Origin of the sequence: Enterocloster sp. HCN-30185 (assembly GCF_037890305.1) — a bacterium.
Lineage (GTDB): Bacteria > Bacillota > Clostridia > Lachnospirales > Lachnospiraceae > Enterocloster.
Genome location: NZ_JBBKBT010000001.1, coordinates 189,847 through 216,543 on the forward strand (window position 1 = coordinate 189,847; position 26,697 = coordinate 216,543).

Sequence of the window (26,697 nt, forward strand, 5' to 3'; positions counted from 1 at the left end):
GGTTATTTCTGTATTTAAGCCTCTGTCCGGCAGATGCGCGCTGCAATCTGATCGCCCATTTCTCTGGTACCCACCTTTTTGCAGCCTTCAGCCATAATATCGCCTGTGCGGTATCCGTCCTCCAGTACCTGGCGGACTGCCTCCTCCACTGCATCAGCCTCCTGATCCAGGTCAAAGGAATACCGCAGCATCATTGCGGCAGAAAGTATCGTCGCAATGGGGTTTGCAAGATCCTTTCCCGCAATATCCGGCGCGGAGCCGTGGCTTGGCTCATAAAGGCCGAAGCGGGTTTCATTTAAGCTGGCGGAGGACAGCATACCGATAGAGCCTGTGATCATGCTGGCTTCGTCGGAAAGAATATCGCCAAACATATTTTCCGTAAGGATCACGTCAAACTGCCCCGGATTCATCACCAGCTGCATGGCGCAGTTGTCCACCAGCATATGGGACAGCTCTACCTCCGGGTAGTCCTTTGCCACTTCCTCCACTACCTTTCTCCAGAGCCTGGAGGAATCCAGCACGTTGGCCTTATCCACGCTGGTAACCTTTTTGCGCCGCTTCATGGCGATATCAAAGGCTTTTACCGCAATACGGCGGATTTCCTTCTCATTGTAGGTAAGGGTATCCACGGCTGTCATAACCCCGTCCACCTCTTCTGTATGACGTGCTCCGAAATACAGGCCTCCCGTGAGTTCCCTCACGATCACCATGTCAAAGCCGTCTCCGATGATTTCTTCCTTTAAGGGACAGGCCTTTGCAAGCTGGCTGTAGAGATAGGCCGGACGGATGTTGGCAAAGAGTCCCAGTCCCTTGCGGATGGCTAACAGCCCTGCCTCAGGACGCTTATCCGGTGCCACATCATACCAGCGGGAATTTCCCACATCTCCTCCCACTGCTCCTAAAAGGACTGCGTCACTCTCTCTGGCAGTCTCCATCGCCTCATCTGTAAGGGGCACTCCATATGCGTCAATGGAACAGCCGCCCATCAGGATCTCTTTATATTGAAAGCAATGACCATATACTTCTCCCACACGATCCATCACCTTTTTGGCTTCTCTTACAATCTCAGGACCAATCCCATCTCCGGGAATCAGAGTTACATTATAATCCATTCCAGCATTCCCCCTTTATTACTATTCACTCAGGTTATATCTTTCCTATCGCTGACAATTTCTTTTTATCATATCTCATAAAGGGGTGTATTTCAACCGTTCTGTCTGAATTTTTGTACTTGCAAATATACAATTTTGGAATTGCCTGTATAATCAAAGGTTATACCGCATTTATCTTCTACCTGAATTCCCGGATCATGCAGTACTGCTTAAGGTCAAAGTTTTTCTGTACAATTCCAAAGATCTTAAAGCCGAAATGCTCGTACATGGGAACATTGGCCGGATTATGTGTTTCAAGAGACACCATCAGGTGATGAGACTGAGCATATGCAATCACCTCTTCCATGAGAACAGCCGCCAGCCCGTGGTGCTGCATAGTGGGGCGTACTGCCAGATAGATCACATGAAGGCGTTCCTCCTGATGAAGCTGATCGGTCCAGCGGGAATTTAAATAATCCCGCCCTTTTACAAAATTCCACAGTGTCTTTAAACTGGGATCTTCTTTTATCAGATACTCGTCCGTTCTCAGGCCGGCCCAGGCCTCTGCCAGATAAAAGGTCAGAGGATTATAGGGTTCCGATTCATCTGATACGACCAACAGAGCATTCATATCAGGACTTTCCGCAAAAATTTCACAGGTTTCAAAAAATTCCGTGAGATCGCATTCAAACAGCTCCGGAAGCAGCCTATTTCTTGTTTCCTGATCCGGGATCAGCTGGCAGTACAGAGGATCTCCAGAAAAACATTCCACCAAAAGCTCCTGAAGCCTGGGCAGATCCTCTTTTTTTACCCTGTATAATTTATCACTTTCCATATTACGAAAACTGCACCTCCCTGTCAAAAACCTTCAGGCACTCTTCCATCTGTCCGATCAGCTTTTCCACAGAAGCTTCCATATACCGGATATCATCCCGGTAGCACTGTTCCTGGTTTCCTGCTACCTTAAGAAGTCTCTCATATTCATTCTTCAGATCTGCCCCATGGCCTCCAACTGTTTCCTGAGCGTTCTTCAGATCAGTCACAAGTTCAAACAGATTTTCATGGCGTATGATACGTCCTGCTCCCCATTTCAGCCGGTCTGCCGGCTGATTAAGCACATATTCCGTAAAATACCTGAACACCTCACGGTCAAATTGGAAGGCATAACGATTATTGTCAATCCCATATACGGCATCCAGACTGCCCTGAGCATCTCCCTGGCGCAGACAATCCAGTGCCTTGTAAATAGCTTCCAGATTGCTTCCTGCTGCTTCCTGAGGAAACAGCACTTCGTCATGCCAGTTCAAACGCACAAAATAATCCTGTTCCTTTCTGAATATATAAAGCAGGCGGCGGTTAAACTCCCGGCAGCAGCGCTCTAATTTCCGCAGATCGTTCTCTGTTCCTTCCCCCTGTCCATTCTCCCTATCAGCTTCCAAAAGCTCACCATATCTGTGGTTCACAGCCTTTACTCTGTCGTACAAATCTTCTGCCAGTTTCCCTGCCCGGTTCAGCTTTTTTAAAAGTTCTTCCTCACCGGCTCCGGTTCTGCCGCACATATCCGGGTCTACACTGGCTTTTACTGCCTGAAACAATCGTCCAAAGTCCAGCGGAACCACTGCCGCCCGGTCAATGGCAAGTACCAGTCTGCCATAGAGCTCATGGTGGAAACGGAATACGTCCTCCTGATAATACTGTTCATTGTCAAACTGGGAATGGTAATGGGTCTCCATAAACTCTCCCGCACTAAATTCATTTACCATAGACGGGATTCCCGCAATAGCCATGGAAAAATCATCTGACCAGGTCTGGATGGGATATACCACTTCCAGCCCTTCCGGATAAGCAGTCGGTATGTTGTTAATGCGTTTTACAAATTCTTCCATAAACGAAGCATATTCATATGTACACCTCACTCCGTCTTTCGGGCCGTGAGCATGAGCCGGAAGTTCGAAATTTAAGTCTGCAAACACCTTTCCCTGCCATTCCGGCCGGGCTGTGAAGACCTGCTCATAGGCTCCGGCAGACCAGTCATATTTGGAATTCACTACGCCCCACTCCTCCGCAGCCAGCGCGCAGAACACCAGCGTCTTATTCGGCTTATATCCTGTCTTTAAAATAGCCCTTGCAATGCCAAACATCATGGCAACTGCCGCATTATCATCCTGAAAGCCCGTAAAATAGGAATCGTAATGGGCCGATAGCAGGATCATGGAATCCGTCTCACGCCCTGGGATGCTTCCTACAATATTAAAGGTTTCCTGATCTCTGATGACCGAAGAACAGGCGTCAAACAGCACCGTTGTCTCCCCATATGCCCGGTGTCCTTCCGCTGCCGCCAACGCCAGATCTGCTTTGAGCACAGCTGCGTCCGCCTGAGAAATAGAAAAAGCAGCAGCCTCCTTCGGTCCTGCGATATCCTGCGCATTTAAGGCCGTATTATGTATTTCCCCATATCCGTTATCCTGAACTGCGATCAGAGCCGCCGCTCCCTTTAAATGAGCCTGATAGACCGGAAAATTAATCCACCACTCTTCTCTCTGATTGATATCAATGAGGACCAGTTTGCCTGTGACATCTATATTTTCATACTGTTCTGCCGTTCCTCGGCCCAGATATACCATGGAAAACTTCTGAAAGCCTTCTGTATGAAACTCTGTCTGGTATGCTCCCAGCTGAAATTCATGCTCCTTTCCTTCACGGTCTTTATAGCGCAGCACTGCATGGTGGAAATCCCAGCTGTCCACGCAGATCTTATCCTTATGCACATCCGAAAGCCCCAGACGCTTCATTTCCTCAAACAGAATATCCCCGGTCTCAAGCTCTGCTTTGGATCCGGCAGTCCGGTATCCCAGTACAGGATTGGTTTTTGGTTCCTCCATCCTCTTTGCCAGACGGTAGGAATATTCTGTATCGACTGCTTCGATCAACTTCTGTTCCCAATTCTTCCATTTATCCATTTTCTGTTACCTCACTTGCTTCTTGCCTGTTTTGTAAACGCTTTAAGGAAAAAAGGCGCGGCCGGAGCTTCCTCCTGCTGCACCTGATGTTCCATTTTTGTTGACAGCCGCCTCTCTTCTACTGAGCAATTTTGGCTCCGTCCTCTCCTACCAGATAATGATCCGGAGTAATGCAGTTTGTGAGCATATCTCCATTTTCAGAGCAATAATACTCCTTTTCATTCCAGGGAATCCATCCTGTCTGCATATAGCCCTCTGCGTCAAAGAAATACCACTTATGTCCAATTTCCAGCCAGCCTCCAGCAGGATACGTTCCGTCTCCCTGATCATACCACCATCTTCCGTCTTCTGTCTGTTTCCACTCACCGGCTGCTCCTGATCCTCCCTCTACTCCTGCACCATCCGGATTCTCCCGGAAGGCAGCGGCCTGCCCACCATTTACATAGATGGTGTTGGAGGAAACCCACTCGCCCTTAATGGTCGGATCAAACTTATTCACAGCACGAACCTTTACCATGTAAGATTCATTTGGCTTTAACATGCGCTCCCGGCAGTTGATGCTGTTTGTCTCCGTTGTCAGGGAAGCTCCTACAATTTTATCTCCCCTGTATACTCTCACTTCATAACTTCCCGCTGTGCCGATGACAGGCCATGACGCAATCCCTTCCTGAGAAAGCGTTACGCCTTCCATATCCTTTAAGGAATTCTGCATGGAAGGAAGGGTAACATCCAAAAGCAGTGTTTCACTGGAATCCTGTCTGGTAGCCTTTTTAAACTCAGCTCCACCCTTCAGGGTAATCTTATCCGTTCCAAGAGATGTAAAATAATAATCGTCATTGGCAGTAAGCATAATCCGGATTTCCGGAACCGTATCCTCCGTCCATCCAAACCCTTCGTTCATTACCTCATAACCGTCTACATTGTAACGGCTGCTGCTGCTTTCAATTTCAATCGTCTCATCGCCATAATCTGTATCTGCCTCAATATCCGCCTTGATTGTCAGTGAAATAGATGTGATCTTTTTACGGCTTGCTCCATAAACAGGAACTGTTATACAGGCTGCCAAAAGTCCTGCAGCCAGTCCAAAGGCCAGCCTCTTTTTTAAATGTATCATATGCAAACCTCCCTGTTCTTGTATATATTAGATGCGATCCTATCACTAGAATATAAATTTTCACATGGAGTGTCAATGAATTTTTCCTTACAATTCCATTTGCCTGTCATTCCTTTTTATCGCGTTCCCACACAAAAAAAGCTCCGCCAGCTGTTCTCCTGACGAAGCTTTCTTCCTATTTCGCGTAATCGGTTACTCTGGATTCACGGATCACATTTACCTTGATCTGTCCCGGATATTCCAGTTCGCTTTCAATGCGCTTGGATACTTCCCTTGCCAGCAATACCATATCGTCATCGCTGATCTGCTCAGGAACAACCATAATACGAACCTCACGGCCTGCCTGAATAGCAAAAGATTTGTCTACTCCCTTAAAGGAGTTTGTGATATCTTCTAACTGTTTCAATCTGTTTGTATATGTCTCCAGCGTCTCACGTCTTGCACCGGGTCTTGCAGCAGAAATCGTATCTGCCGCCTGAACGATACAGGAGATAAGGCTGGTAGGTTCAACATCGCCATGATGGGATTCTACCGCATTTAATACAACTGCAGACTCCTTGTACTTTCTGCACAGGTCTGCTCCCAGCTGTACATGGGTGCCTTCCATATCATGGTCAACGGATTTACCAATGTCATGTAACAATCCAGCACGTTTTGCCAAACGCACATCCACCCCAAGTTCTGATGCTAAAAGCCCCGATAACTGCGCTACTTCGATGGAATGCTTTAAGGCATTCTGTCCATAGCTTGTCCTGAATTTCATCCTTCCAAGCAGCTTTACCAGTTCCGGATGAATTCCGTGGATACCAACTTCGAGACAGGCAGCTTCGCCCTCTTCCCGCATATTGTTTTCCACTTCTCTCCGTGCTTTTTCTACCATTTCCTCGATTCTGGCCGGATGGATCCGTCCGTCCACAATCAAACGCTCCAATGCGATTCTTGCTACTTCCCTGCGGATGGGGTCAAACCCGGATAAAACAACCGCTTCGGGAGTATCGTCGATGATCAATTCCACACCTGTCAGTGTTTCCAGAGTACGGATATTCCGTCCCTCACGGCCGATAATGCGGCCCTTCATCTCATCATTGGGAAGCTGTACCACAGATACTGTAGTTTCAGCCACATGGTCTGCCGCACAGCGCTGGATGGCTGTGACAACCAGATTCCTGGCTTTCTTATCAGCTTCTTCTTTTGCCTTGTTTTCAAGTTCCTTGATCAGTTTAGCTGTGTCATGTTTTACGTCTTCTTCAACAGATTTTAAAAGATAATCTTTTGCCTGTTCGGAGGTCAGACCGGATATCCGTTCCAATTCCTGTATTCCCTGCTCATACTGGGCTTCTACCTCAGCCGTTCTTTTGCCGAGTATATTCTCCCTTCTGATCAGATCTGCCTCCTTCTTTTCCATGGCATCTGCCTTCTTTTCAACGTTTTCTTCCTTGCTCAGCACACGCTTTTCATAACGCTGAAGTTCCGCTCTTCTTTCCTTGGTTTCCTTTTCCAGTTCATTCTTTGTCTTTAAAGATTCTTCCTTGGCTTCCAGGAGAGCTTCTCGCTTCTTTGTCTCTGCGGTCTTTAAGGCTTCGTCAATGATCTCTCTGGACTTTTCTTCCGCGCTTCCTACCTTTAATTCATACTGCTTGCGCTCATAGGAACGACCGGCGGAATGGGCAATAAACCAGGTGATCACAGCCGCGATTGCCGCACCGATCATCAAAGTGACCACTATCTGTAACACAGGAGCACCTCCTTATTTAGTTTTCATTGTACAAAATACAACATATTAATTTTATACTTTTTTGTAAAGAGTGTCAAGTCTTGATTTCCCCGGCTTTTGTGCATCCTGTAAAACATTTTTCCTGAAATTACGGCTTCTTCTACTCCTCTTGCCCACTTTGAACCTCTTGCATCACCCTGCGGATCACGTCATAGGAAAAGCCCCGTCTTCCCAAATACGCCCCCAGGCGATTTTTCTCTTTGAGATCAGAAAGATCTGCAGTTCGAAGGCGTTTTTTCAAAAGATTTCTGGCAGCCGCAAGGTCATCCTGAGCGCTTCCTTCCAGAATCCTAGAAATATCCTGGCGGTCCACTCCCTTTTGCTGCAGCTCAAACGCTATCTGGCGGCGGCTTTTTTTCTCCTGATTCATACGGATAAAATTCTCTGTATAGACTCTGTCATCAATCAGACGGTATTCCTTCAGAAATTCCATCACCCTGTTTATAACCTCTTTCGGATATCCGTCACCTGAAAGCTTCGTTTCCATCTGTGCTCCAGTCCTTCCCTGAGCCTGCAGAAGGTAAAGAGCCCGCTCTTTTGCCCTGGGAACCAAAATCTCTTCTAGGATCCGGAGATATACAGTTTCCGGCAGTTCAGAGCCTTCCTGAATATGAAACCGCTCTACCTCCCCTCTGTATAAAGGAAAAGCAAAGTCCTCCTCTTCCAGGAAGACTTTGCACTTTCTCTTATCCACAGGGGTCACCGCTGTGACCCTCATGCTTCTTCATCCGCTGCCGGTTCTGCCGCAGGATCTTCTTTTGCTTCACTTTGAGAGAATGCAGGCCGGACATTCTCTGCCTGCGCTGCCTTTCTGGCCTCTGCCTCAGCCTCCTCTGCTCCCGGAAGCTGATAGCGCACTCTCACCTGTGCCTCGATCTCTGCACAGATCGCAGGATGCTCTGCCAGATACTGCTTGGCATTTTCACGTCCCTGACCGATTTTGGAACCGCCATATGCAAACCATGCACCGCTCTTTTCCACGATATTTTCCTTTACGGCCAAATCCAGGATATCGCCCGTTTTGGAAATCCCCTTTCCAAACATGATATCAAACTCTGCCTCTTTAAAAGGAGGAGCAATCTTATTCTTCACAACCTTTACGCGGACCCGGTTTCCTACAACCTCCCCTCCCTGCTTTAAGGTCTCTATCCTGCGGACGTCCATACGGACAGACGCATAAAACTTCAGAGCGCGTCCACCAGTAGTAACCTCAGGATTTCCAAACATAACGCCGACCTTTTCACGAAGCTGATTGATAAAGATAACCACACAGTTAGACTTGCTGATAATGGCAGTGAGCTTTCGAAGGGCCTGAGACATCAGACGGGCCTGAAGTCCCACATGGGAATCCCCCATCTCTCCGTCAATCTCTGCCTTTGGAACGAGAGCTGCAACAGAGTCCACGATCACGATATCCACAGCACCGGAACGAACCATGGTCTCTGTGATCTCCAGAGCCTGCTCTCCGTTATCCGGCTGAGAAATATAAAGATTATCAATATCTACGCCAATATTCCGGGCATAAACCGGATCCAATGCATGCTCCGCGTCAATAAAGCCCGCAATACCGCCCCGTTTCTGTACTTCTGCCACCATATGGAGCGCAACCGTGGTCTTACCGGAAGACTCCGGACCGTATACCTCGATAATCCTTCCCTTGGGGACACCGCCCAATCCCAGTGCAATATCCAGACTGATCGAACCTGTGGGAACCGTTTCTATATTCATATTCACACCGGATTCCCCCAGCTTCATCACAGAACCCTTGCCATAGGCTTTTTCAATCTGTGTGAGGGCCGCATCCAGGGCCTTTAACTTTTCTTCCTGATTCATATCTCTGTTTACGCTCATCTTTTCTTCCTTGCCCATATTTTCCTCCTAATGAAATCTCTCTTTCCGTCTGAAACCGGAGACGACGCTTCGTTCCGAACAAATGTTCTTTTAATATAATCATAGTATAGAACCATCCAAATGTCAACGGATTTTTAGGGTGTATTATTACGTTCTGGTGCAGAATACCGGGGAGAGTGATCTGATTCTGCACGACAGAATGTACGGCTGCGTGCTGTATGGTAAATCCGGGCGAAGAACCCTGACACGGATGGTTTCTCCATCCAAAGACTGGAAAAGCTGTGAAATGATGCTGCAGCACAGGACAGATGGCCTGTGCTGCAGGTTCAGAATAGCATAGATTTCCTGTTTTTGCAAGGGTCTTCCCGACCGGAAGTTTTCCTTTCATCTCCCTTTCATCTTCCTCTGCCTCCAGAAAGGACAAAATAGGTTCCCGGAAAAATTTTTTTCATTGAGCTGCTTATGATACAGGTGATGATAATGATAAAAACAGGCATCAGGATGAACATAAAAAGAGCGCTGGCAGGTGTGGAGGGCAGAATGAGGGCCGCCGTTTTATTGAGCAGGCGGACCCAGGGAAAATGAACCGCATAAAGAAAGAAGCTGTTTTTTATGAGGTCTGCGGCAGGCGGAAGGGGAATGATGCGGATCAGGCATACCGCCGTGCATACCCCCCACAGGCGTGTAAGAACCGTGTGAAGAGGATGGCCATGGAGAGGAGCAGCCGGAAGGCCTGTAATCTGAAGCAGCCAAAAGAAAAACGACAGAATTGTGATCTGGATGAATAAGTGCTTCCACCGTTCCTTAAGAGACTCCGCAGGACGGCGCTCCAGATAATTTCCCAGCTGTTCCCTTCTCAAAGCAAAAAAAGCTGCCGCAGAATAATAAAAAAGAGCATCCAGATTAAGCCAGGGAAACGACACTCCCTTCCATAGACACAGGATCAAAAAGAGCAGAAAAAGGAGACCTCTTACGTTTTTTTTCAAAAGAACATACAAAACCGGAGCCAGGAGAATAAGCAGGATCAGCTGAAACAGATACCAGAACACAGGATTATAACCATAGTGCAGCAGAGCTTTAAGAAACTCCCCGGCAGTAAGCGGAACCGGCGGCTTTCCAATGATCTGACAGATAGCGGGAATCCTGGTTGCCGCAGCATAAGCCCCATAGTACAAACTATTCCAGAGAAGATAGGGACGCAGGATTGTTCTTGACCGGGATCTCCATTTGGAAAACAGGCTGTTTAGCTGGAAATTTCTGTAAAATAAATACGCAGATATCATAAAAAAACCCGGCACTGCAATCTGAGCCAGCTGACTGGCTGCCAGATGTTCCAGCTGCTGTACCGTTTCCAGTTCCTGTTCCCCCGTTACAAAAAGTTCTCCATTTAAAGAGTGGGCCCATACGACCAGAAGACTGAACAGAAAACTGAGCCAATACACCTTATTTCTGAACCAGTCTTCTTCTGAAATTGTGTTTTGAACCCGTTCCTCCATTTTCCCACCATCCATTTTCCCGCAGCCTCCTAAAGGTGTGTACAAAAGTCGATCAAAGTCAGCTCCTGTATCTGCTTCAAATAGATGAAATTCAGATACAGAACCAAAAAGGGCCGCTTCCCGCAGGAAACAGCCCCTAAACATTGCCGCCTTAGAAATCAGCTTCTATACTGCTCCAGCAGACGGTTAATACGGCTGGTAGGTGTGAGAAGCTCGCTTAAGGAAGCATCATGGTTCAGATTGTCAATGATAAGGGCAATATACTTGCTCATATCTACATTGATATAGTAAGGACGCTGTAAAAGATCCGGCGTCTGATATACCAGATTGGTTGTCAGGATCCGGTCAATAAAGCCCTTTTCATAATATTCGTCAAATCTGGCAAGTCCGTTTGTAAACAGGCCAAAGGTAGAGCAGATAAATACCTTTCTGGCTTTTCTGCGTTTTAATTCCTTGGCTACATCCTGCATGCTCTCGCCGGAGGAGATCATATCGTCAATGATCAGAACATCCTTTCCCTCTACGCTGGAGCCTAAAAACTCATGAGCCACGATGGGATTTCTTCCGTTTACGATCTTCGTGTAGTCGCGGCGCTTGTAGAACATACCCATATCCAGTCCCAGCATATTTGCGAAATAAATAGCGCGGCCAGTACCGCCCTCATCTGGGCTGATTACCATCATATGATCGCTGTCGATCTTTAAATCAGGCTCATTTTTAAGTAGATGCTTTAAGAACTGGTAGATCGGCTGTACCGTCTCAAAGCCCTTTAAATGGATTGCATTCTGAACTCTGGGATCGTGGGCGTCAAAGGTAATAATATTTTCCACGCCCATATTTACAAGCTCCTTCAGTCCCAGAGCACAGTCTAAGGACTCACGGCCAGAACGCTTGTGCTGGCGGCTCTCATAGAGGAATGGCATGATCACATTGATCCTGCGCGCCTTTCCTGCTGCAGCTGCGATGATACGCTTTAAATCCTGAAAATGATCATCCGGAGACATATGGTTTGTCATTCCGAAAAGGGAATAGGTCAGACTGTAATTACATACATCCACCATGATATAAAGGTCATCGCCTCTTACGGATTCCTCAATAATTCCCTTTCCTTCGCCGGAACCAAAGCGGGGGGTAGATGCATTGATAATATAAGAATCTCTCTGATAACCGGTGAAAGCGATGGTAGATTTATGCTCGCTCTCCCGCTCTCTTCTCCAGTCTACCAGATACCTGTCCACCTTATTTCCCAACTCCGTACAGCTCTTTAAGGAAATCAACCCAAGAGGGCCCACCGGAATGGTCTCAATGACTTTCTCTTCATATAACATGATTTCTTTATCCTCCTGTTTGTACTGCGCGCCAAAAACGCACCTGCCGTTCATTATTATCTTTATACCATCTTTGCATGCATTTCGTCAAGCTATCCCCTCTTTAAAACACGGATATCCCTGCCGTAAAGGGGAATGATCCGATAGCGCATGATCCGGGAGGTCACACGATCCGTGTAGGAATCCCGAAGCTGCTTTAAAGACAGATTGGTGGAAATAATGGTGGAACGGCTCATATTCATACGCTCATTGATGCAGTAAAAAAGCTGCGAAGAGGTAAAGCTGTTATTGAGCTCCGTTCCCAGATCGTCAATGATCAGCAGGTCGCAGTCCAGAATATAGCGATATGTGTCTCTCATATCCTCCGGGGTATCATAGTCGAATTTATTTCTGGAAAACACCTCAAACAGATCGCCTGCCGACAGATAGATCACCGAATGGCCTGAATCGATCAGCTCCTTTGCAATACAGTTTGTAAGAAAGGTTTTCCCCACTCCCGTACTGCCTGTAAAGAGTAGATTCTCCTTTTTTCGGTCAAAATCTGCAGCAAATTCCCGACAGCCTGCCACCACCCTGCGCATATAATCTGCATTGGTCAGCCCAAGCTCCGGAATGATTTCACTGCTGTCATAATAGTCATACGATAATCTGGAAAAATTTTCCTGATCCAGCACATGATCCAGATTGGACTGGGCATAGAGCAGCTTCATCTGAGCCCTGAGAAAGCAGTGACATTTGCGGCCCTGGCGCCAGCCTGTATCCTCGCAGTCCGGGCACCTGTAATGAAGCGTAAGATAGTCCTCCGGATATCCTTTGGCCCGAATTAAAATAGCCTTCTGCTCCCTTAAATCTGCCAGTTCTTCTCTAAGCTCCGCTAACGCTCCCGTATCCCCGGCCAAAAGCCGCTTTGCTCCGGCCACAGAACGGCCGGCAATCTCCGCTTCCAGTTCCCGGACTGCCGGAATCACCCGGTAAATTTCATTTCTTCGTGCTTCCAGCTGATGCTGGTTTTCAAGCTGCTGCCTGCCATATTCCCGCATGATTGCGTCGTACTGGGAATTACTCAGTGCCATCTCCTGTTCTCCTTCCAGTCTGTAACGCCCTCCCGGGGCGGTTCCTTATGTACGGGGTCTTCCTCCGCCCACCCATTCCTTTACCTGTTTCAACATCAGGGCATCGTAATCTGTATCCCTCTGTTTAAAATTATGGAACTGGTTTTGAGAGTTCTTTTTCCCTCCCCCATCCTTTGATGCGCTGTTATAGCGCTGAAGCCGCTTTTCCTTATCTCCGCCATTTTCCTGTACCAGAGCCTGACGTCTGGCATCCAAAGCACGGACATCCTCCATTTTCTTTACGCCGGCTTTCTTCCAGTCTCTTAAAATACGGTCTGCATACTGAAAGCTGGGGCTGTGGATGGCGGTAATGGTCCGGCTGCAGGCCTCTAAAACGATTTCTCTGGCAAACCCGTACTCCTTAAACCATTTGTCGATCATGGCCTGCTCAGGAGGCGCTGCCTTGCGGTTGTTAATTCCAAAGGCCCGCATGACCGCAAAGGAATCTTTCGAATAAGCTGCTCCCAGCTCCCGTGCCTCCTGAGATGTTTTAATCCCTTTTTCATGCCAGCTCACTGCTACCGTCTCCAGATACCGAACCGAACTGTGGCCGTTCTGGGCACAGTATTCCACAAGATATTCCAGGAGCTCACTGCTCATTCCAAGGCCCTCATAGAGCCATGCAAATACCTGACAGTCTCTTGGTGTAAAAACTTTATTTAAATATTTCTGCGCAATATAAAGAAGCTGGGAAAACTCCTCATCTCCGCAAAGCCGGTTTACCTGAGCCGCAGAATACACCGGAGCACGGTCTGCGCTGGCAGCCGTTTCCTCCTTAGCCTCTGCGCAGGAAGCAGCCGGATCCGCAGCCCAAGAAAGCTCCCCTTCCTGCTTTTTCTCATTTTCTGCCCCGGAAAGAATCCCCAGTTTTTCCCAATAGCTTACAGCACGCCGCACATCGGATTCCGTATGATCGAGAGCATCCGCTATAGACTCCACGGTAAGCTCTTCGCCCTGATGACGCAGAATATAAAGATATACTTTTACATATTCCCCATTGGCACCGGCCATATATTCATCTATAAACGCATCTGCCACCATGGTAGCCCCTATGCTCCAGCGGTCCTTCCAGTTCATACTCATTTTCACCACTCCTTGCTGCATTTTCCCTTTTTCTGTCCGGGAAATGTTTGCAGACAGTATATCATATCCACTGCTAAAAGAAAATAGGGCCTTCTTTCCACTGCTCATTCTGTGGATAATGTGGATATTGTGGAAAAACCATCTCCCATCTGGTCTCATTCCCCCATAAGCTGTCAATTTTCCGCATAAAACCGTGGTTTTCCAAATCTCCTATCATCCTTTCATATCAGATGATTCATCCACAGTTTTTAGCTCTGTTTCGTGTTGAAAACTATGTGGATATTGTGGATAACTACAGCCCAAGGAGCTTTTCTCCCACTTTTACAATATCTCCGGCGCCCATAGTTATCAACAGATCCCCGTGTATACAATGTTCCAGAATAAATGTTTCAATCTCATCAAAGGACGGAATATAATGGACGCTTGTACCCAGCTTTTCCAGCCGTTCTGCAATATCCCTTGAGCTGACTCCCAGTGTATCCGTCTCTCTGGCTGCAAAGATATCTGCCAGTATCACCTCATCAGCACCTGACAGAGCCTGAGCAAATTCATCCAGAAATGCCTTTGTACGGGTATAGGTATGGGGCTGAAATACTACCCAGAGGCGCTTATGGGGATAATTCTCTGCCGCCTTCAGAGTAGCACTGATCTCCTGTGGATGATGGGCATAATCATCAATCACCGTTACTCCGCCGATCTCTCCCTTTTTCTCAAACCGCCGGTCTGTTCCCGTAAATTTTCTGAGGCCTGCAATTACGCCGTCAAAGCCTACACCTAATTCCAGAGCGACAGCAATGGCTGACAGAGAGTTGTATACGTTATGCTCCCCTGTTACTCCCAGAGAAATCCGGTTTACTACCTCTCCCTGCACAATCAGGTCATAGGACGGTCTGCCAAGTTCGTCATATGTAATGTTTCCGGCTGTATAATCACTGGACGGATCCTTTCCGAAGGTGATTACGCGGCAGTTCAGTCCCCGGGTAATTTCCTCCACCCGGTCAATATCTTTGTTGATCACCAGAAGGCCTCCTGCCGGAAGCTTCTCTGCAAACAGACGGAAGGAATGACGGATATCCGCGATATCCTTAAAGAAATCCAGATGATCCTCTTCAATATTTAAAATCACCTCAATGGTGGGATAAAAGGATAAAAAGCTGTTTGTATATTCACAGGCCTCTGTGACAAAGAATTCAGGCCCGCCTACCCGTATATTTCCGCCGATATCCTTCAGGATACCGCCTACAGAAATCGTAGGGTCTGTGCCGCCGGCTAACAGAATATCTGTCAGCATAGAGGTAGTGGTCGTTTTTCCGTGCGTACCGGCTATGGCTATGGACTGCTTATAATTACGCATCAGTTCCCCTAAAAGCTCCGCTCTGGTAAGCTCCGGAAGCCCCTTTGCCCGCACTGCCATAAGCTCCGGGTTGTCGCCATGGATCGCCGCTGTGTAAACCACGGCCTGAATCCCCGGCTCCTGTTCAATATTGGCGGCCCGCTGGCCGTAATAAATCCGCGCCCCCTTCTCTGTCAGATGTCTGGTAAGCTCCGTTTCATGGGCGTCAGAGCCGGATACGGTAAATCCGGCGTCCAGCAGGATCTCTGCCAGCCCGCTCATACTGATGCCTCCGATCCCAATAAAGTGAATGTGTTCCGGTTTGTCAAAATCTATCTGATACATATATTATTCCCTTTCCCTGTGATACGGTATGTATTTGTCTGCTTTCCTTATAATTATATCAAAGTCCGCCGGAAATGTCATATGAAATTATAAAAGCATTCCATATACCCGATAGCCTTTTTACTGCCGCGTTTTATTTCATACAGCATCTGATCCACCTTATCGGCCAGATCTTTAAATGTCATGCTCCGGCACAGCAGCAATCCCAAAGGATGAAGATACTGCTGCCTTTGTTCATCCTATTTTATCATAAACATATTAAAAAACATAGTTTGCTGTGAGAATACCATAAAACATGTGATGCTGAACTGTTACTAAAACATTCCTCTTGACCTGCTCTGCAACTCATGCTAAACTAGGAGACGCTGTAAAGCCCAAAAATAAGGTCTAAAGGGGCTTTCCGCCGATTTCCGGCGTAAAATGAATCGAGTGTTCGAGACCTTCCACTCGTAAAACAAAACTAAAGGAGACAACTAAATATGAACAGGAAAAAAACAGATTTTCTGGTACACGGTGCATTGATCGCAGCCGTGTATGTGGCGCTGACTATGATGTTCGCTCCCATCAGCTTCGGACCGGTGCAGTTTCGCATCTCTGAAGCGCTGTGCATCCTTCCCTTCTTTACACCGGCAGCCGTTCCGGGACTCTTTTTAGGATGCCTGATCTCTAACCTCTTAGGTACAGCCGTGCTCATGGATGTGATCTGTGGCAGTATTGCCACACTAATCGGTGCAGCAGGCTCCTATGCCCTTCGGCATCACAAGAGGCTGGTATGCCTCCCCCCTATCCTGGCAAATACCCTGATCATCCCCTGGGTGCTGCGGTATGCCTACGGTTCCCCAGATCTGATCCCTTTTATGATGCTCACCGTAGGGATTGGCGAGATTTTGGCCGTTGGGGTTCTGGGAAATGGCCTCTTAGCTATACTGGAGCGTTATAAATATACGATTTTCCGCCAGAGCAGAGCATAAAAGAATGCCGACGCCTTAGCTTGTAATTTTACAGGTTAAGGTGCCGGCATTTTTATTATTTATAATGCATCTACAGCCGCTTTTTCAATCATCAGCCCTTTTTTATAATTTTCCATAAACTGATTAAAGCCCTCTATATCTTCCGGTTCCGGAGCTGCTGTTACGCTCTCTGCCTTTTGAAAAATCCGTTTTTCCAGATAATCCTCTAAAGCTTCCCCTTCTTTTTTATTTATCATATACAGTGCCAGAACTGCAATCCCCCAGGCGCCCCCTTCTCCGGCTGATTTCATAACAGATACGGGAGTGTTCAAAGCGGCCGCAAGGATTTTCTGAGCCGTTCCCTCCGTTTTAAAGATGCCTCCGTGGCCCCATATCACGTCTACCTTCACGCCCTCTTTGTCAAACAGCAGGTCATTTCCGATCTTAAGAGTACCAAAGGCTGCATATAAATGGGTCCTTATAAAATTTGCCAGATTAAACCGGCCGTCCTGCCGGCGCACAAACAACGGACGGCCTTCTGCAAAGCCGGCAACCGGTTCTCCTGAAACATAATTGCAGGCCACCAGTCCTCCGCAGTCCTTATCGCCCTCCAGAGCCTTTCGGAAAAGCCCTCCATACAGCTCATCCCCGCTTATATGAAAGCCAAAGGTATCGCTGAATTCCTTCAGAATATTCACCCAGGCGTTCAGGTCTGAGGTGCAGTTGTTGCAGTGTACCATAGCCGCCGGAGCCCCCTGAGGCGTTGCCACAAGGTCAATTTCAGAATATACATTTGAAAGCTCTTTTTCCAGTACAATCATGGAAAATATGGAGGTTCCTGCGGATACATTGCCTGTGCGCGCCTTTACGCTGTTTGTTGCAACCATCCCTGTTCCCGCATCTCCTTCCGGGGGGCACAGGGGGATTCCGGCCTTCAATGTTCCTTCCGGATCTAAAAGCCCTGCACCCTCCTCTGTAAGAACGCCTGCCTGCTCCCCTGCCAGAAGAGGCCGGGGCAGGATTTCCCTGATTTTCCATGGAAACGACCGGTCTGAAATCTTTTGGTCAAAACAGTCCAGCATATCCGTATAATAGTTTCCTGTTTTTGCGTCAACAGGAAACATTCCCGACGCATCATCCACACCCAGTACCCGTTCTCCGGTAAGCATCCAGTGCACATAGCCTGCCAGCGTGGTGATGTATTTAATATCTTTTACATGAGCTTCTCCGTTCAGCACCGCCTGATACAGATGAGCGATACTCCAGCGCTGGGGGATAGGGTAATTGAAACATTCTGTCAGTTCCCGTGACGCCTGCTCCGTTATGGTATTTCTCCATGTGCGGAATGGTACCAGAAGTTCATCATTTCCATCAAATGCCAGATAACCGTGCATCATGGCGCTGATTCCAATTCCGCCAATGGTTTCTATCTCTGCCCCATATGCTTCTCTTACCTTTGTTTTAAGATCGCCATAGCACTCCTGCATTCCCTTCCAGACTGCTTCCATCGAATAGGTCCATATCCCGTTTTCCAGCCTGTTTTCCCACTGGTGGCTGCCATCCGCTATTAATCCTCCTTCTTCTGTCAGAAGAACGCCCTTGATTCTGGTGGAACCAAGTTCAATTCCCAAAACCGTTTTTCCTGACTGAATCCTTTTTTTTATGTCCTCTATCCTGATTTCTTCCAATTTTCTGCTCTCCTTTAACGGTTATCTGTAAAATAATTCTCCAAGCATAAGATCCCGTTTGAAATTCCTGATTGTAGTATCCTTATCAATATATACTGCCTCTATTCCCATTGCAGCGGCCCAGTCTCCCATCTGCTCTGCTGTGAGGTCATAGGAAAACGCAGTATGATGGGCGCCTCCTTACAGGTAAATACCAGTCTTGCCGGATCTTCCCTGTCTCCCATAGACAGGGGCTGGCAGCGGATGCTGACCGATCCCTCTGCCATGGTGGGGCAAACCTCCAGCATATGAGCCTGCAGAATCCCTTCCTTTCCTTTTACGAAATTGTAGGTGTAATCCTCCAGCATGGACGTGCCCTTTGCGTCCTTCATATCCTCTGTCATAAGCTTCATCAAACGAACCATTCCGGCCACCTTCCAGTCTCCCTCCGCCCCAAAGCCATAGCCCTTCTGCATCAATCTCTGAATCGCCAGTCCCGGCAGCTGCTTTAATGAACCCAGATCTCCAAAATGGGTTGCAATGGCCTGATAGCCCTTTTCCTCCAGAAAACGCTCAAAGCCCAGCTCAATCTGTGCCTGAACGGCTGCATGACGCCTGAATTCCTCCGGATCTCTTCCATCCAGTAAGATATCATAGGTTTCATAATATTCATCCACCAGCATTCTGGTATCTGCCTCAGACACGCTGTCCACACACTCTGCGATTTCATTTACCGGATGTGTATCAATCTCCCAGCCGAATTTCAGCTGTGCCTCTACCTTATCGCCCTCCGTAACCGCTACATTTCTCATATTGTCAGCTACACGCATAATACGGATACGGCTGCTTTCAACAATTCCTACCGCTGTTCTCATCCAGGATGCAATCCGTTTCTGAACTTCTTCATCCTGCCAGTAGCCAGCAATCACCTTCCGTTCTATTCCCATCCTTGTTACAATATGGCCATATTCTCTGCCACCGTGGGCAGACTGGTTTTCATTCATAAAATCCATATCAATGGTATCATAGGGAATTTCTTCATTAAATTGCGTATGTAAATGCAGCAGCGGCTTTCTGTATTCCCGAAGCCCTAAAATCCATGATTTCGCAGGTGAAAACGTATGCATCCACGTAATTACTCCTGCACATTCCTCATCCAGATTGGCCTCGTTCAGCGTTCGCCTGATCTGCTCATTTGTAAGCAGCGTAGGCTTCCAGATCACTTTATACGGAAGGACTCCCGATTCATTTAAGCCCTCAACCATACGCTTTGAATGTGCAGCCACATGCTCCAGGCATTCATCCCCGTACAAATCCTGAGAGCCCGCGCAAAACCAGAAACTATAATTTTTTCTCTTCAGCATACTGTCACCTCATCTGTTTTTTATTATAAAACTCTGATTCTATTTTACAAAACAGGGCAGAAGGGCACAATTCCATAATCTTGCCACTCTTATTTTAAAGTTACCTGCTGCGACTGCTTACTATTGTCATTTTCCAGAAATACGCTATAATTTTATCAGAACCGCAGCATAAAACCTTCAAATTGCGAGGTGAAAATTTTGAATCTGGACGAAATATGCAGACAGCTTATATCCTCTGCCCCAAGACAGTTAGAGCCCGGTCATCCTCTGGGAACCAGACTGCTTTCTGTCGAATATTCCAAATCTGCAAAGGAAATCAAGACATATCCCCTGCTTTCTTCCCAGCGGATCTTCTTTCTGTGCTGGGATTTCTGCGGCAGAAATCAGCTTCGCGCTGCCATGTATCCTGCGCCTGACCGCTTCTGCTACCGCTTTGCCTTCGAAAGCGGAGCTAAAACACAGCGCCATACCCATGACTATATTGAGCTTGGATATGTTGTGAAAGGTAACTTCCGGCAGAATATTTCAGGAAAGGAGATCGTATTTCATGAGGGCGATGTCTGCCTTATTGACAAAAACTGTATCCATCAGGATTATCTCTCCTGCCAGGATTCCCTTGTGCTCTTTTTCGGAATTGAAAACCGTATGTTTGAGGAAGTGATGAATGAGCATATTACCACGGAAAAAATCATCACCTTTCTTCAAACTGCGCTGATGAAGCAAAATGACCTGCAGCAGTATATTCATTTTCACCTCGCTGCGAATGCCCGGAAGAAGATTGAGCCCTGCCTTTCCCTTCTTCTGACGGAGCTGTATGAAAATAAAATCGGAGCCGCCTACATCTGCCGCGGCCTTCTTCTGCGTATTTTTAAAATTTTAAGTACAGACTATGATTTTTCCCTTACCAGAGAACAGCAAAAAAACATCAGCTGGTCCGTCTTTGAAGAGGTATGCAGTTATATCCAGACCCACTATCAATCCGTCACAACCCACGAGCTGATGGAACGGTTCCATTTTCAGAGAGATTACTTCAACCGGCTGATCCGCAGCAAAACAGGGATGACCTATTCGGAGTACCTTCAGAGTATCCGTCTGGAACAGGCAAAACGGATGCTGATTGAAACAGACTTAACCATATCCGAAATTGCCGAACAGACAGGATACCATAATAAAGGATACTTCTACCGGATTTTTACGGAAAAATATAATATGACGCCTGGCGAATACAGAAAATTCATCTGAAATTACTGCCAAACTTTTCATCCTATACTTTCATAGTAATCGTAAGAAGGATAAATATAGCAATCGTAAATACTGAATACAAAGAAATGGTAGTAGATAGGTAAATACCATCCTCTTCCGTTTTTGCATAAGCTGGAATCACAAAGGTCGGCGGAAGGAACAGATACAATATAAGAGCCGTTTTCATTTCAGCCGTGGCAAACATATCCTTTAACAGAATCATAATCACCGCAAGTATAGCACCCTGAATTACCATACGGCCCGCCACGGCCTTTCCGCATTTTTTAAGCACTGCCCGGTCAAAGCTGAGCCCGTATCCCACTACAACCAATATAACGGCTGAAAGGGCTGACGTAATCATATCCTTAGCCGACGTATACAGCGCTCCTGCCATGGTATTTAAAAATGAACCGGCCACTCCCGTCACTCCCACTGCAATTCCCAGAAAAACGCCCCAGAAAACCGGTGAATGAAGTACATTGGAAATCATTTCTGACGGCTGTACCTTCCCGTTTACAGAGGCGGTAAGAAATGCCAGAAATACTGTAAATACAAATATGGTATTGGCAATATCCAGAGTAGCAATATTAGACAGCCGGGCTTCTCCGCATAAAACAGCATACAGGGGATAACCCAACATTCCTCCCTCAAAGCTGGTGACTAAAAAGGGGAAAAATATTCCTGCCGACGGGACAGCTCTTTTTATGAGCATTCCTATGATAAAAGCAGCGGAAAGCGCCAGAAGCATTATTCCTATGACGGCAATAGTAGCTGATGTGTATTCGGTGGTTGCAAGCGTATGAAACAGCAAAACCGGCAGCATCAGGCTGGTTGCCAGTGTCTTTAATCCCTCCATCCCCTCTGTGGTAATCATCTCTGTTTTTCTGCAGAAAAATCCAATTAAAACCATTAAAATAACCGGGGAAATTTTTATTAAAACCATAATGCTTCTCCTTTGATTCTTGATAGATAATAGGCGTTTGCGAAACACCATAAGCTGCATAAATACGGCATTTTTTGTTTCTAAAATAAAATATCTCCTCAAGATTTATGGTAAAATAGAGCTGCGAGAAACTATCAACCAATCCACCTAAAGGAAATATACCTATATGATAGCATATAAACAACTCACTTGGACATAAATTTTTGATTTTTGATAATTGTCAGAATAAATTCGACAATGACAACTATCAGTTTCTTTCACTTTTCGATGAAGCTATTGACGGGAAACAAGATTTCTGCTGTATACATAAATCCAGTAAAACAGGTTAAATTATGTTTTCAGGACAACTTTCATATGTGGCAGATCTTTAGGGAGTAGTTTTCAAAATTATCTCCCACTCTTCATCTGTTAGTTGCTTTTTTCCACAGTTGTATTGTCCCATAATTTCTTTCATCCTCGATTCATTGCTTCCTCCCATGATAAACATTGCGGGAAAAGAAGAACGGAGAACATATTCTGCCATGATCCACGAAAGAGAATACTGCTTTTTTTTCATCAGCTGTTTAAGACGATCTGCACGAATTCTGTTTACAGGCGTATCATATTTTTTTCTTGTATCAGAGCCTAGCGCGCCTGAACCGCCTCTTATATATAAAGGAAAATATCCCTCTGCCTGGGCAGAATAACCATAAACTGGTATTTGCAGCTTTTCGTAGGCCATGTATTCGCTATTATCCATACAGACAATCGTGGAATCTCCCCAATCAGAGGGAGTGCAGATACCTAGACCATACTGGATCTGGGATGCCACAGCTCCTGACAAACCATGGGATGCCGCATATTCATTCGCTTCCATGATACGTTTCGCCGTCCAGTTGGAAACACCAAAATAGCGAATGTATCCCTGACGAATCCACTGGTTCATCCTCTCTACGATTTCTCCCGGAGAAAAGCGAAGATCATCGCGGTGAAGCCAGTAAAGATCAATGTAATCGGTCTGAAGAGCCGTCAAACTGGCTTTCAGATCCTTCTCCAGATTCTCCTGACTCAGATCTCCTCTTGTTGCATTATATCCTCTGGGCTTGATGCCTCCCTTGGTTCCCAGAAAAACAGACTCACGTTTCTTGCCGGAAAGCCATTTTCCAATTGCCTTTTCGCTGGCACCGGCACCGCCTGGAATCCAGTCGGCGTAACATCTGGCAGTATCAATCTGATTTCCTCCCATGGATACAAATGTATCGAGCAGACGTTCGCTTTGCGTCTGAGAAATCCTGCTTCCAAAGTACATGGTTCCTAAAACAATGTTTGATACCGGGACACTGCCCGGAAGTGAAAGTTCATTCGTATCAGCCATAGTCTGTTCCTCGTTTAAATTTTTGTTTCAGGTATTTTTGTGAATTTCCTGAATTGGAATTTCTATCAGAGTTCTCCCTGTTTTGCGGACATGTATCTCAACCTCACGATTATGATCCTTTGTTTCATATCCTTCAGGAAGAAGCACATGATATATACTTTCCGTTTCAAAAAGGTATTGCATCTCAAAGATCAACGTTTCCTTTTCGATCTTTAGAACCTCTGTTTCCCCGCCTATAGAGTAATGTGCCGTACTTTTGACGATAAAAGGCATTGCAGGATCATATTCCTGAATTTTAAATACAGCACTGCCGTGAGGCAGTATTACGCCCATGGATACAGTATCCCCGTATTTTATATCTGTCTGATAACATCCAGAATAGAATTCTGCCACAAGATAAACGCGATCCTTTTTTAAACCGGATATCGTTTTTTCTGTCAGCTGAAATGCGGCAGGTATTTCTGTTTCATCATTCCAGTTTATGAGTACGAAGCTATGCCACTTTTTTTCCGGCAAATAGATATCAGCCATATTCGGAAAACGGCATTCGCCAAAAAGATTTCTCACCTCTACCTTCCGTTCCATAACAGGGAGTATATGCTCCAGCTGATAAAGCCGGTCATTATCAATGGATGCCAAAGGCTCTGTGGAACATATGAGACCACCTCCCAGGTACTGGTTAACTACAGTTGTCTTTACTTCTTCCTCATTCAGCAGTCCCAGAGTCAGTCTCAGCCCCCGCGTCATTTGCTTTTGTCTGCGTACCATCAGGGCGTCAGGATCATTATTCCACCAGCTGTTCATATAATAACGGAGCATATTTTGTTTTACGGTAAAGGGTTGGGCCTTACCATCCCGGTTGATGTTCGATTGCCACATAGACAGAACATCGGCGCTCATTCTCTGTCCATCAACCAGTCCAATAATAGGATCGTAAAGACCTCCGCACATCAGAAAATAAGAATCATTGCCCATCCCTTTGCGTACAGCCTCTGTCGCCCGGAAATATGCCTGTACCAGTGTAACTGTTTTATCAAAGAAATCTGCATCTTCATATAAAACGGCAGCTCTGGTAAAATCCAGTTTATGATAGGTATAACCCCAGTCAAAGGTTAGTTTTTTGTAAAGTTCTGTAAAATACGAATAAACCTCAGGGTTGGTAATATCAAAGACCTGATATACGGTATCATTCATATGGAACAGACAGGGAACTCCTGTTTTGTCACGTAAAATCCACTTTGGATGTTTCTTCCATACAGATGCCGTTTCATGTGCAATAAAAGGACTGGTCCAGATACCCGCCGTCAGGCCTGCATTACGGATTTCCTGTGCCACTTCTTTCATGGAGCGGGGAAATTTTTCATTTGGTTCCCATTCTCCCAAAGTAATTTCCCAGCCTTCATCTACCTGAAACACATCAAAGGGCAGCTGCTTTTTCTTTATTTCTGAAAGAGAAAGAGCCACATCTTCATAGGTCACTGTCAGTCCATAGTAATACCAGGTGCAAAATACAGAAGGTGCTTTTGAATGATATCTGGCATTGTATCGTTCTGCTTTTTCCATAGAAAAATCCCGGATGAGCCGGTTTTCATCTTTTCCGGAAGCGATAAGAAGCTCCTCTCCCTCAAAATTCTTTCCTGGTTCCAGCACAATATTGATAGAAGAACATCCGCAGACTATAAGACCTTCGTCAGCCTGCTGTTTATATTCTGCTGCAATACAACAGTCTACAAAACAGTTTCTTCCTGTCATAAACCCCCAGAGCATTGTTGTATCCTGATAATGAAATAAAGTCAGAGAATCGCTATGAATGATCTGCGATGCATTATTTTTCTGGTCTCCCGTTTCTGTCATACCGCCTGTTCCGTCTGCCAGCCGTCCATCCCGTATTCCAGGACAAAATACAGTGGGAACATCATTTTTGTGACGTCCCTGACGGTATACAAGAAAATTCTCAAGGTTCTGTTCGAAGAGTGTAAAATCCTTTTGATCCTGCACCCGAATGTAATTCATCTCTCTGAGAATAACAGGATGTGTTCCTGTGTTTTTCACTTTCATGCGCAGCCGCATATTTCCGTTCTTCTCACGTTCTGTCATACAAACTGCAAGAAGATCTTCATTCTGTCCGATCCCTTTCTCCAATGAAAGCTGTCTTTTCAATCCATCTTTTTCATACACTATATCCTGAGAAAAAATAAGCTTTATATTTTCGCTTTTATACTCCATATTAAATTTCTCCAGTTAAAGGGATGCTGTCAGCACACCCTGAAATTCGTTAAATTGGGTTTCCTCTGTTTTTTTCATCATAAGGGTAAGAGTCCCATTTTCAGAGAATACAAGTTTAAAATGAATGGCCGCCACTAATTCATCGGTTAGTTGGGAGCAGATGTAAAGGGTATCCCTGTCACACCAGGTGGCTGATGATACGCACAGCTGTCTGTATTCAGGAAACAGGCAATTCCTGTGTTTTCCTATGCCAAAAAAAATCTGATGAGTTCCACGCTCATTTTCATATTCCAGAATTCCCTGTTGCTTATTTTCAAAAATGACCCGCAGTCGCTTAAATCCGTTTTTGTTAGGATAAAAAAAGTAATTTTTTCTATCTATAGTTTCCTGAAGATTTTCTTTGTTTTGTACGTTCAATACCGGCAGTGTCAGATTTGCCAGCCTGTTTTTCATCATTTTCTGCAATCCGTCATCTTCAGGAAGCATATCATCTGATAATGTTTCAAAGATCTCTGTGCGGATACTATGAATAATCATATCATCACCGTTTGGAATTCCCTGGGTGTCAGAGGTCATTACAATAACCATATCCTGCTTGGGGAAACACAAGGTGTTCTGGCTTCCCATTCCCAACATGGCGAAACCATTATCCGGCATCTTCCAGAACTGATATCCGTATCCCCAATCTCTGGTGGAACTCATAATGGTAGGTGTCTGAAAAGCCAGAGCCTGATCCAGATATTCCTTCGGATACACCTGTTTTCCTTTTGACTGTCCATAATCATCCGGGTGTTTTCCTCCATTCAGGATCATCAGTCCCACCCGCATCATATCTATTGGTTTTGCCATTAGTCCTGTGCCACCCATAGAAACGCCAAATGGATCTGGCATAATATAGCTTTCTTCGGAAAAGCCGATCTGACGCAATAGCCTGTCCTTCAGAAAATCCAGCAGTTTCTGACCGGTTAGTTTTTCTACCAGAGCGCAAAGCGTATGGGAAGAAGATGTATCGTACATAAAAACAGTTCCTGGGCGATGAGTTGGAACGGTCTGGAAAAAACTTCTGACCCAGTTTTCCGTAGAGCTGGTTTTATTATAGGTTGTCATGTTATGGCAGGTTTCCATTTTCAGCATATCTTCTATCGTCATTTCAGTCATCCAGGGATGTACCTTTCCCGGAAGATATTCCGGGAAATAATTGCAAATTTTATCCTGAAGGCAAATTCGTCCCTCAGATACCAAAAGGCCAATAGCCAGAGAGGTATAGCTTTTGGTCTGTGAAAACATACGATGCAGCGTATGTCTTTCATAGGGCTTATAGTAGGCTTCCAATACTAAATATCCGTGTCTTGCAATGAGGATACTGTGAACGGGTATTTTCTGTTCTTCTAATCGGTCAATAAAACGGAGCAGGGAACGGGAAGAGATTCCCTGCTTTTCTGGTGTACTAATTTTCATGATACG

The 26,697-nt window shown here is 46.1% G+C and carries 20 protein-coding genes and 1 pseudogene; 2 read left to right on the top strand and 19 right to left on the bottom strand.

The genetic code is table 11. From position 1 onward, the window contains the following. Positions 1-14: 14 nt before the first annotated feature. From leuB to murC, 13 genes are all read right to left on the bottom strand, one after another. Positions 15-1,112, bottom strand: coding sequence for a 3-isopropylmalate dehydrogenase (gene leuB / locus WKT10_RS00865; RefSeq protein ID WP_296036178.1), 1,098 nt, complete (start codon positions 1,110-1,112; stop codon positions 15-17). A 178-nt stretch (positions 1,113-1,290) separates the two neighbouring features. After that, the gene (locus WKT10_RS00870) at positions 1,291-1,926 is read right to left on the bottom strand and encodes a GNAT family N-acetyltransferase (protein WP_066544577.1); all 636 of its coding nucleotides are present in this window, start codon (positions 1,924-1,926) and stop codon (positions 1,291-1,293) included. 1 nt (position 1,927) lies between these two features. Then, positions 1,928-4,051 (bottom strand): M28 family peptidase, encoded by a 2,124-nt coding sequence (locus WKT10_RS00875; protein ID WP_337434323.1) that lies wholly within the window; start codon positions 4,049-4,051, stop codon positions 1,928-1,930. Between the two features lie 118 nt (positions 4,052-4,169). Further along, positions 4,170-5,165, bottom strand: a complete 996-nt coding sequence (locus tag WKT10_RS00880) for a hypothetical protein (protein ID WP_066544581.1) — start codon at positions 5,163-5,165, stop codon at positions 4,170-4,172. 175 nt (positions 5,166-5,340) lie between these two features. Then, positions 5,341-6,900 (bottom strand): ribonuclease Y, encoded by a 1,560-nt coding sequence (gene rny, locus WKT10_RS00885; RefSeq protein ID WP_066544583.1) that lies wholly within the window; start codon positions 6,898-6,900, stop codon positions 5,341-5,343. Between the two features lie 139 nt (positions 6,901-7,039). Beyond that, positions 7,040-7,657, bottom strand: coding sequence for a regulatory protein RecX (locus WKT10_RS00890; protein WP_337434324.1), 618 nt, complete (start codon positions 7,655-7,657; stop codon positions 7,040-7,042). After that, positions 7,654-8,808: a recombinase RecA gene (gene recA / locus WKT10_RS00895; RefSeq protein WP_340274835.1), complete on the bottom strand. Its 1,155-nt coding sequence runs from the start codon at positions 8,806-8,808 to the stop codon at positions 7,654-7,656. The genes WKT10_RS00890 and recA overlap by 4 nt, the downstream gene beginning before the upstream one ends. Next, complete coding sequence (locus tag WKT10_RS00900) at positions 8,720-9,178, bottom strand: hypothetical protein (protein WP_340274837.1); 459 nt, start codon at positions 9,176-9,178, stop codon at positions 8,720-8,722. The genes recA and WKT10_RS00900 overlap by 89 nt, the downstream gene beginning before the upstream one ends. A gap of 7 nt (positions 9,179-9,185) precedes the next feature. After that, a complete protein-coding gene (locus tag WKT10_RS00905) occupies positions 9,186-10,301 on the bottom strand; it encodes an acyltransferase family protein (RefSeq protein WP_340274839.1) in 1,116 nt (371 codons plus the stop codon). 143 nt (positions 10,302-10,444) lie between these two features. Beyond that, a complete protein-coding gene (locus WKT10_RS00910; protein WP_340274841.1) occupies positions 10,445-11,614 on the bottom strand; it encodes a ribose-phosphate pyrophosphokinase in 1,170 nt (389 codons plus the stop codon). Between the two features lie 92 nt (positions 11,615-11,706). Next, complete coding sequence (locus tag WKT10_RS00915) at positions 11,707-12,687, bottom strand: ATP-binding protein (protein WP_340274842.1); 981 nt, start codon at positions 12,685-12,687, stop codon at positions 11,707-11,709. A 45-nt stretch (positions 12,688-12,732) separates the two neighbouring features. After that, the gene (locus tag WKT10_RS00920; RefSeq protein WP_340274844.1) at positions 12,733-13,809 is read right to left on the bottom strand and encodes a DnaD domain protein; all 1,077 of its coding nucleotides are present in this window, start codon (positions 13,807-13,809) and stop codon (positions 12,733-12,735) included. Between the two features lie 292 nt (positions 13,810-14,101). Further along, on the bottom strand, positions 14,102-15,487 hold the full coding sequence (gene murC, locus WKT10_RS00925) for a UDP-N-acetylmuramate--L-alanine ligase (RefSeq protein WP_066544595.1): 1,386 nt from the start codon (positions 15,485-15,487) through the stop codon (positions 14,102-14,104). A 479-nt stretch (positions 15,488-15,966) separates the two neighbouring features. Between murC and WKT10_RS00930 the strand changes: the two genes are divergently transcribed. After that, positions 15,967-16,458, top strand: coding sequence for a QueT transporter family protein (locus WKT10_RS00930; protein WP_066544597.1), 492 nt, complete (start codon positions 15,967-15,969; stop codon positions 16,456-16,458). Positions 16,459-16,517: 59 nt separating this feature from the next. Here the strand turns inward: WKT10_RS00930 and WKT10_RS00935 are convergent, their stop codons facing one another. Beyond that, positions 16,518-18,125: a xylulokinase gene (locus WKT10_RS00935; RefSeq protein WP_419042914.1), complete on the bottom strand. Its 1,608-nt coding sequence runs from the start codon at positions 18,123-18,125 to the stop codon at positions 16,518-16,520. A gap of 21 nt (positions 18,126-18,146) precedes the next feature. Next, positions 18,147-19,468, bottom strand: a pseudogene (locus tag WKT10_RS00940) (L-arabinose isomerase family protein). 198 nt (positions 19,469-19,666) lie between these two features. Here WKT10_RS00940 and WKT10_RS00945 point away from each other — a divergent pair. Then, entirely contained in the window at positions 19,667-20,710 is a 1,044-nt protein-coding gene (locus tag WKT10_RS00945) for a helix-turn-helix domain-containing protein (protein WP_340274846.1), read from the top strand. A gap of 22 nt (positions 20,711-20,732) precedes the next feature. On the opposite strand, the gene WKT10_RS00950 is transcribed toward WKT10_RS00945, so the two are convergent. The 4 genes from WKT10_RS00950 to WKT10_RS00965 all read right to left on the bottom strand — a co-directional run bounded on the left by WKT10_RS00950 (position 20,733) and on the right by WKT10_RS00965 (position 26,691). Continuing rightward, a complete protein-coding gene (locus WKT10_RS00950) occupies positions 20,733-21,653 on the bottom strand; it encodes an AEC family transporter (RefSeq protein ID WP_066544603.1) in 921 nt (306 codons plus the stop codon). Between the two features lie 367 nt (positions 21,654-22,020). Continuing rightward, a complete protein-coding gene (locus WKT10_RS00955; protein WP_066544605.1) occupies positions 22,021-23,007 on the bottom strand; it encodes an aldo/keto reductase in 987 nt (328 codons plus the stop codon). A gap of 27 nt (positions 23,008-23,034) precedes the next feature. Next, positions 23,035-25,233 carry a glycoside hydrolase family 36 protein gene (locus WKT10_RS00960; protein ID WP_340274849.1) on the bottom strand — a complete coding sequence of 733 codons (2,199 nt, stop codon included), beginning with the start codon at positions 25,231-25,233 and terminating at the stop codon, positions 23,035-23,037. Between the two features lie 15 nt (positions 25,234-25,248). Further along, positions 25,249-26,691, bottom strand: a complete 1,443-nt coding sequence (locus tag WKT10_RS00965) for a serine hydrolase domain-containing protein (RefSeq protein ID WP_066544609.1) — start codon at positions 26,689-26,691, stop codon at positions 25,249-25,251. Positions 26,692-26,697: the final 6 nt, after the last annotated feature.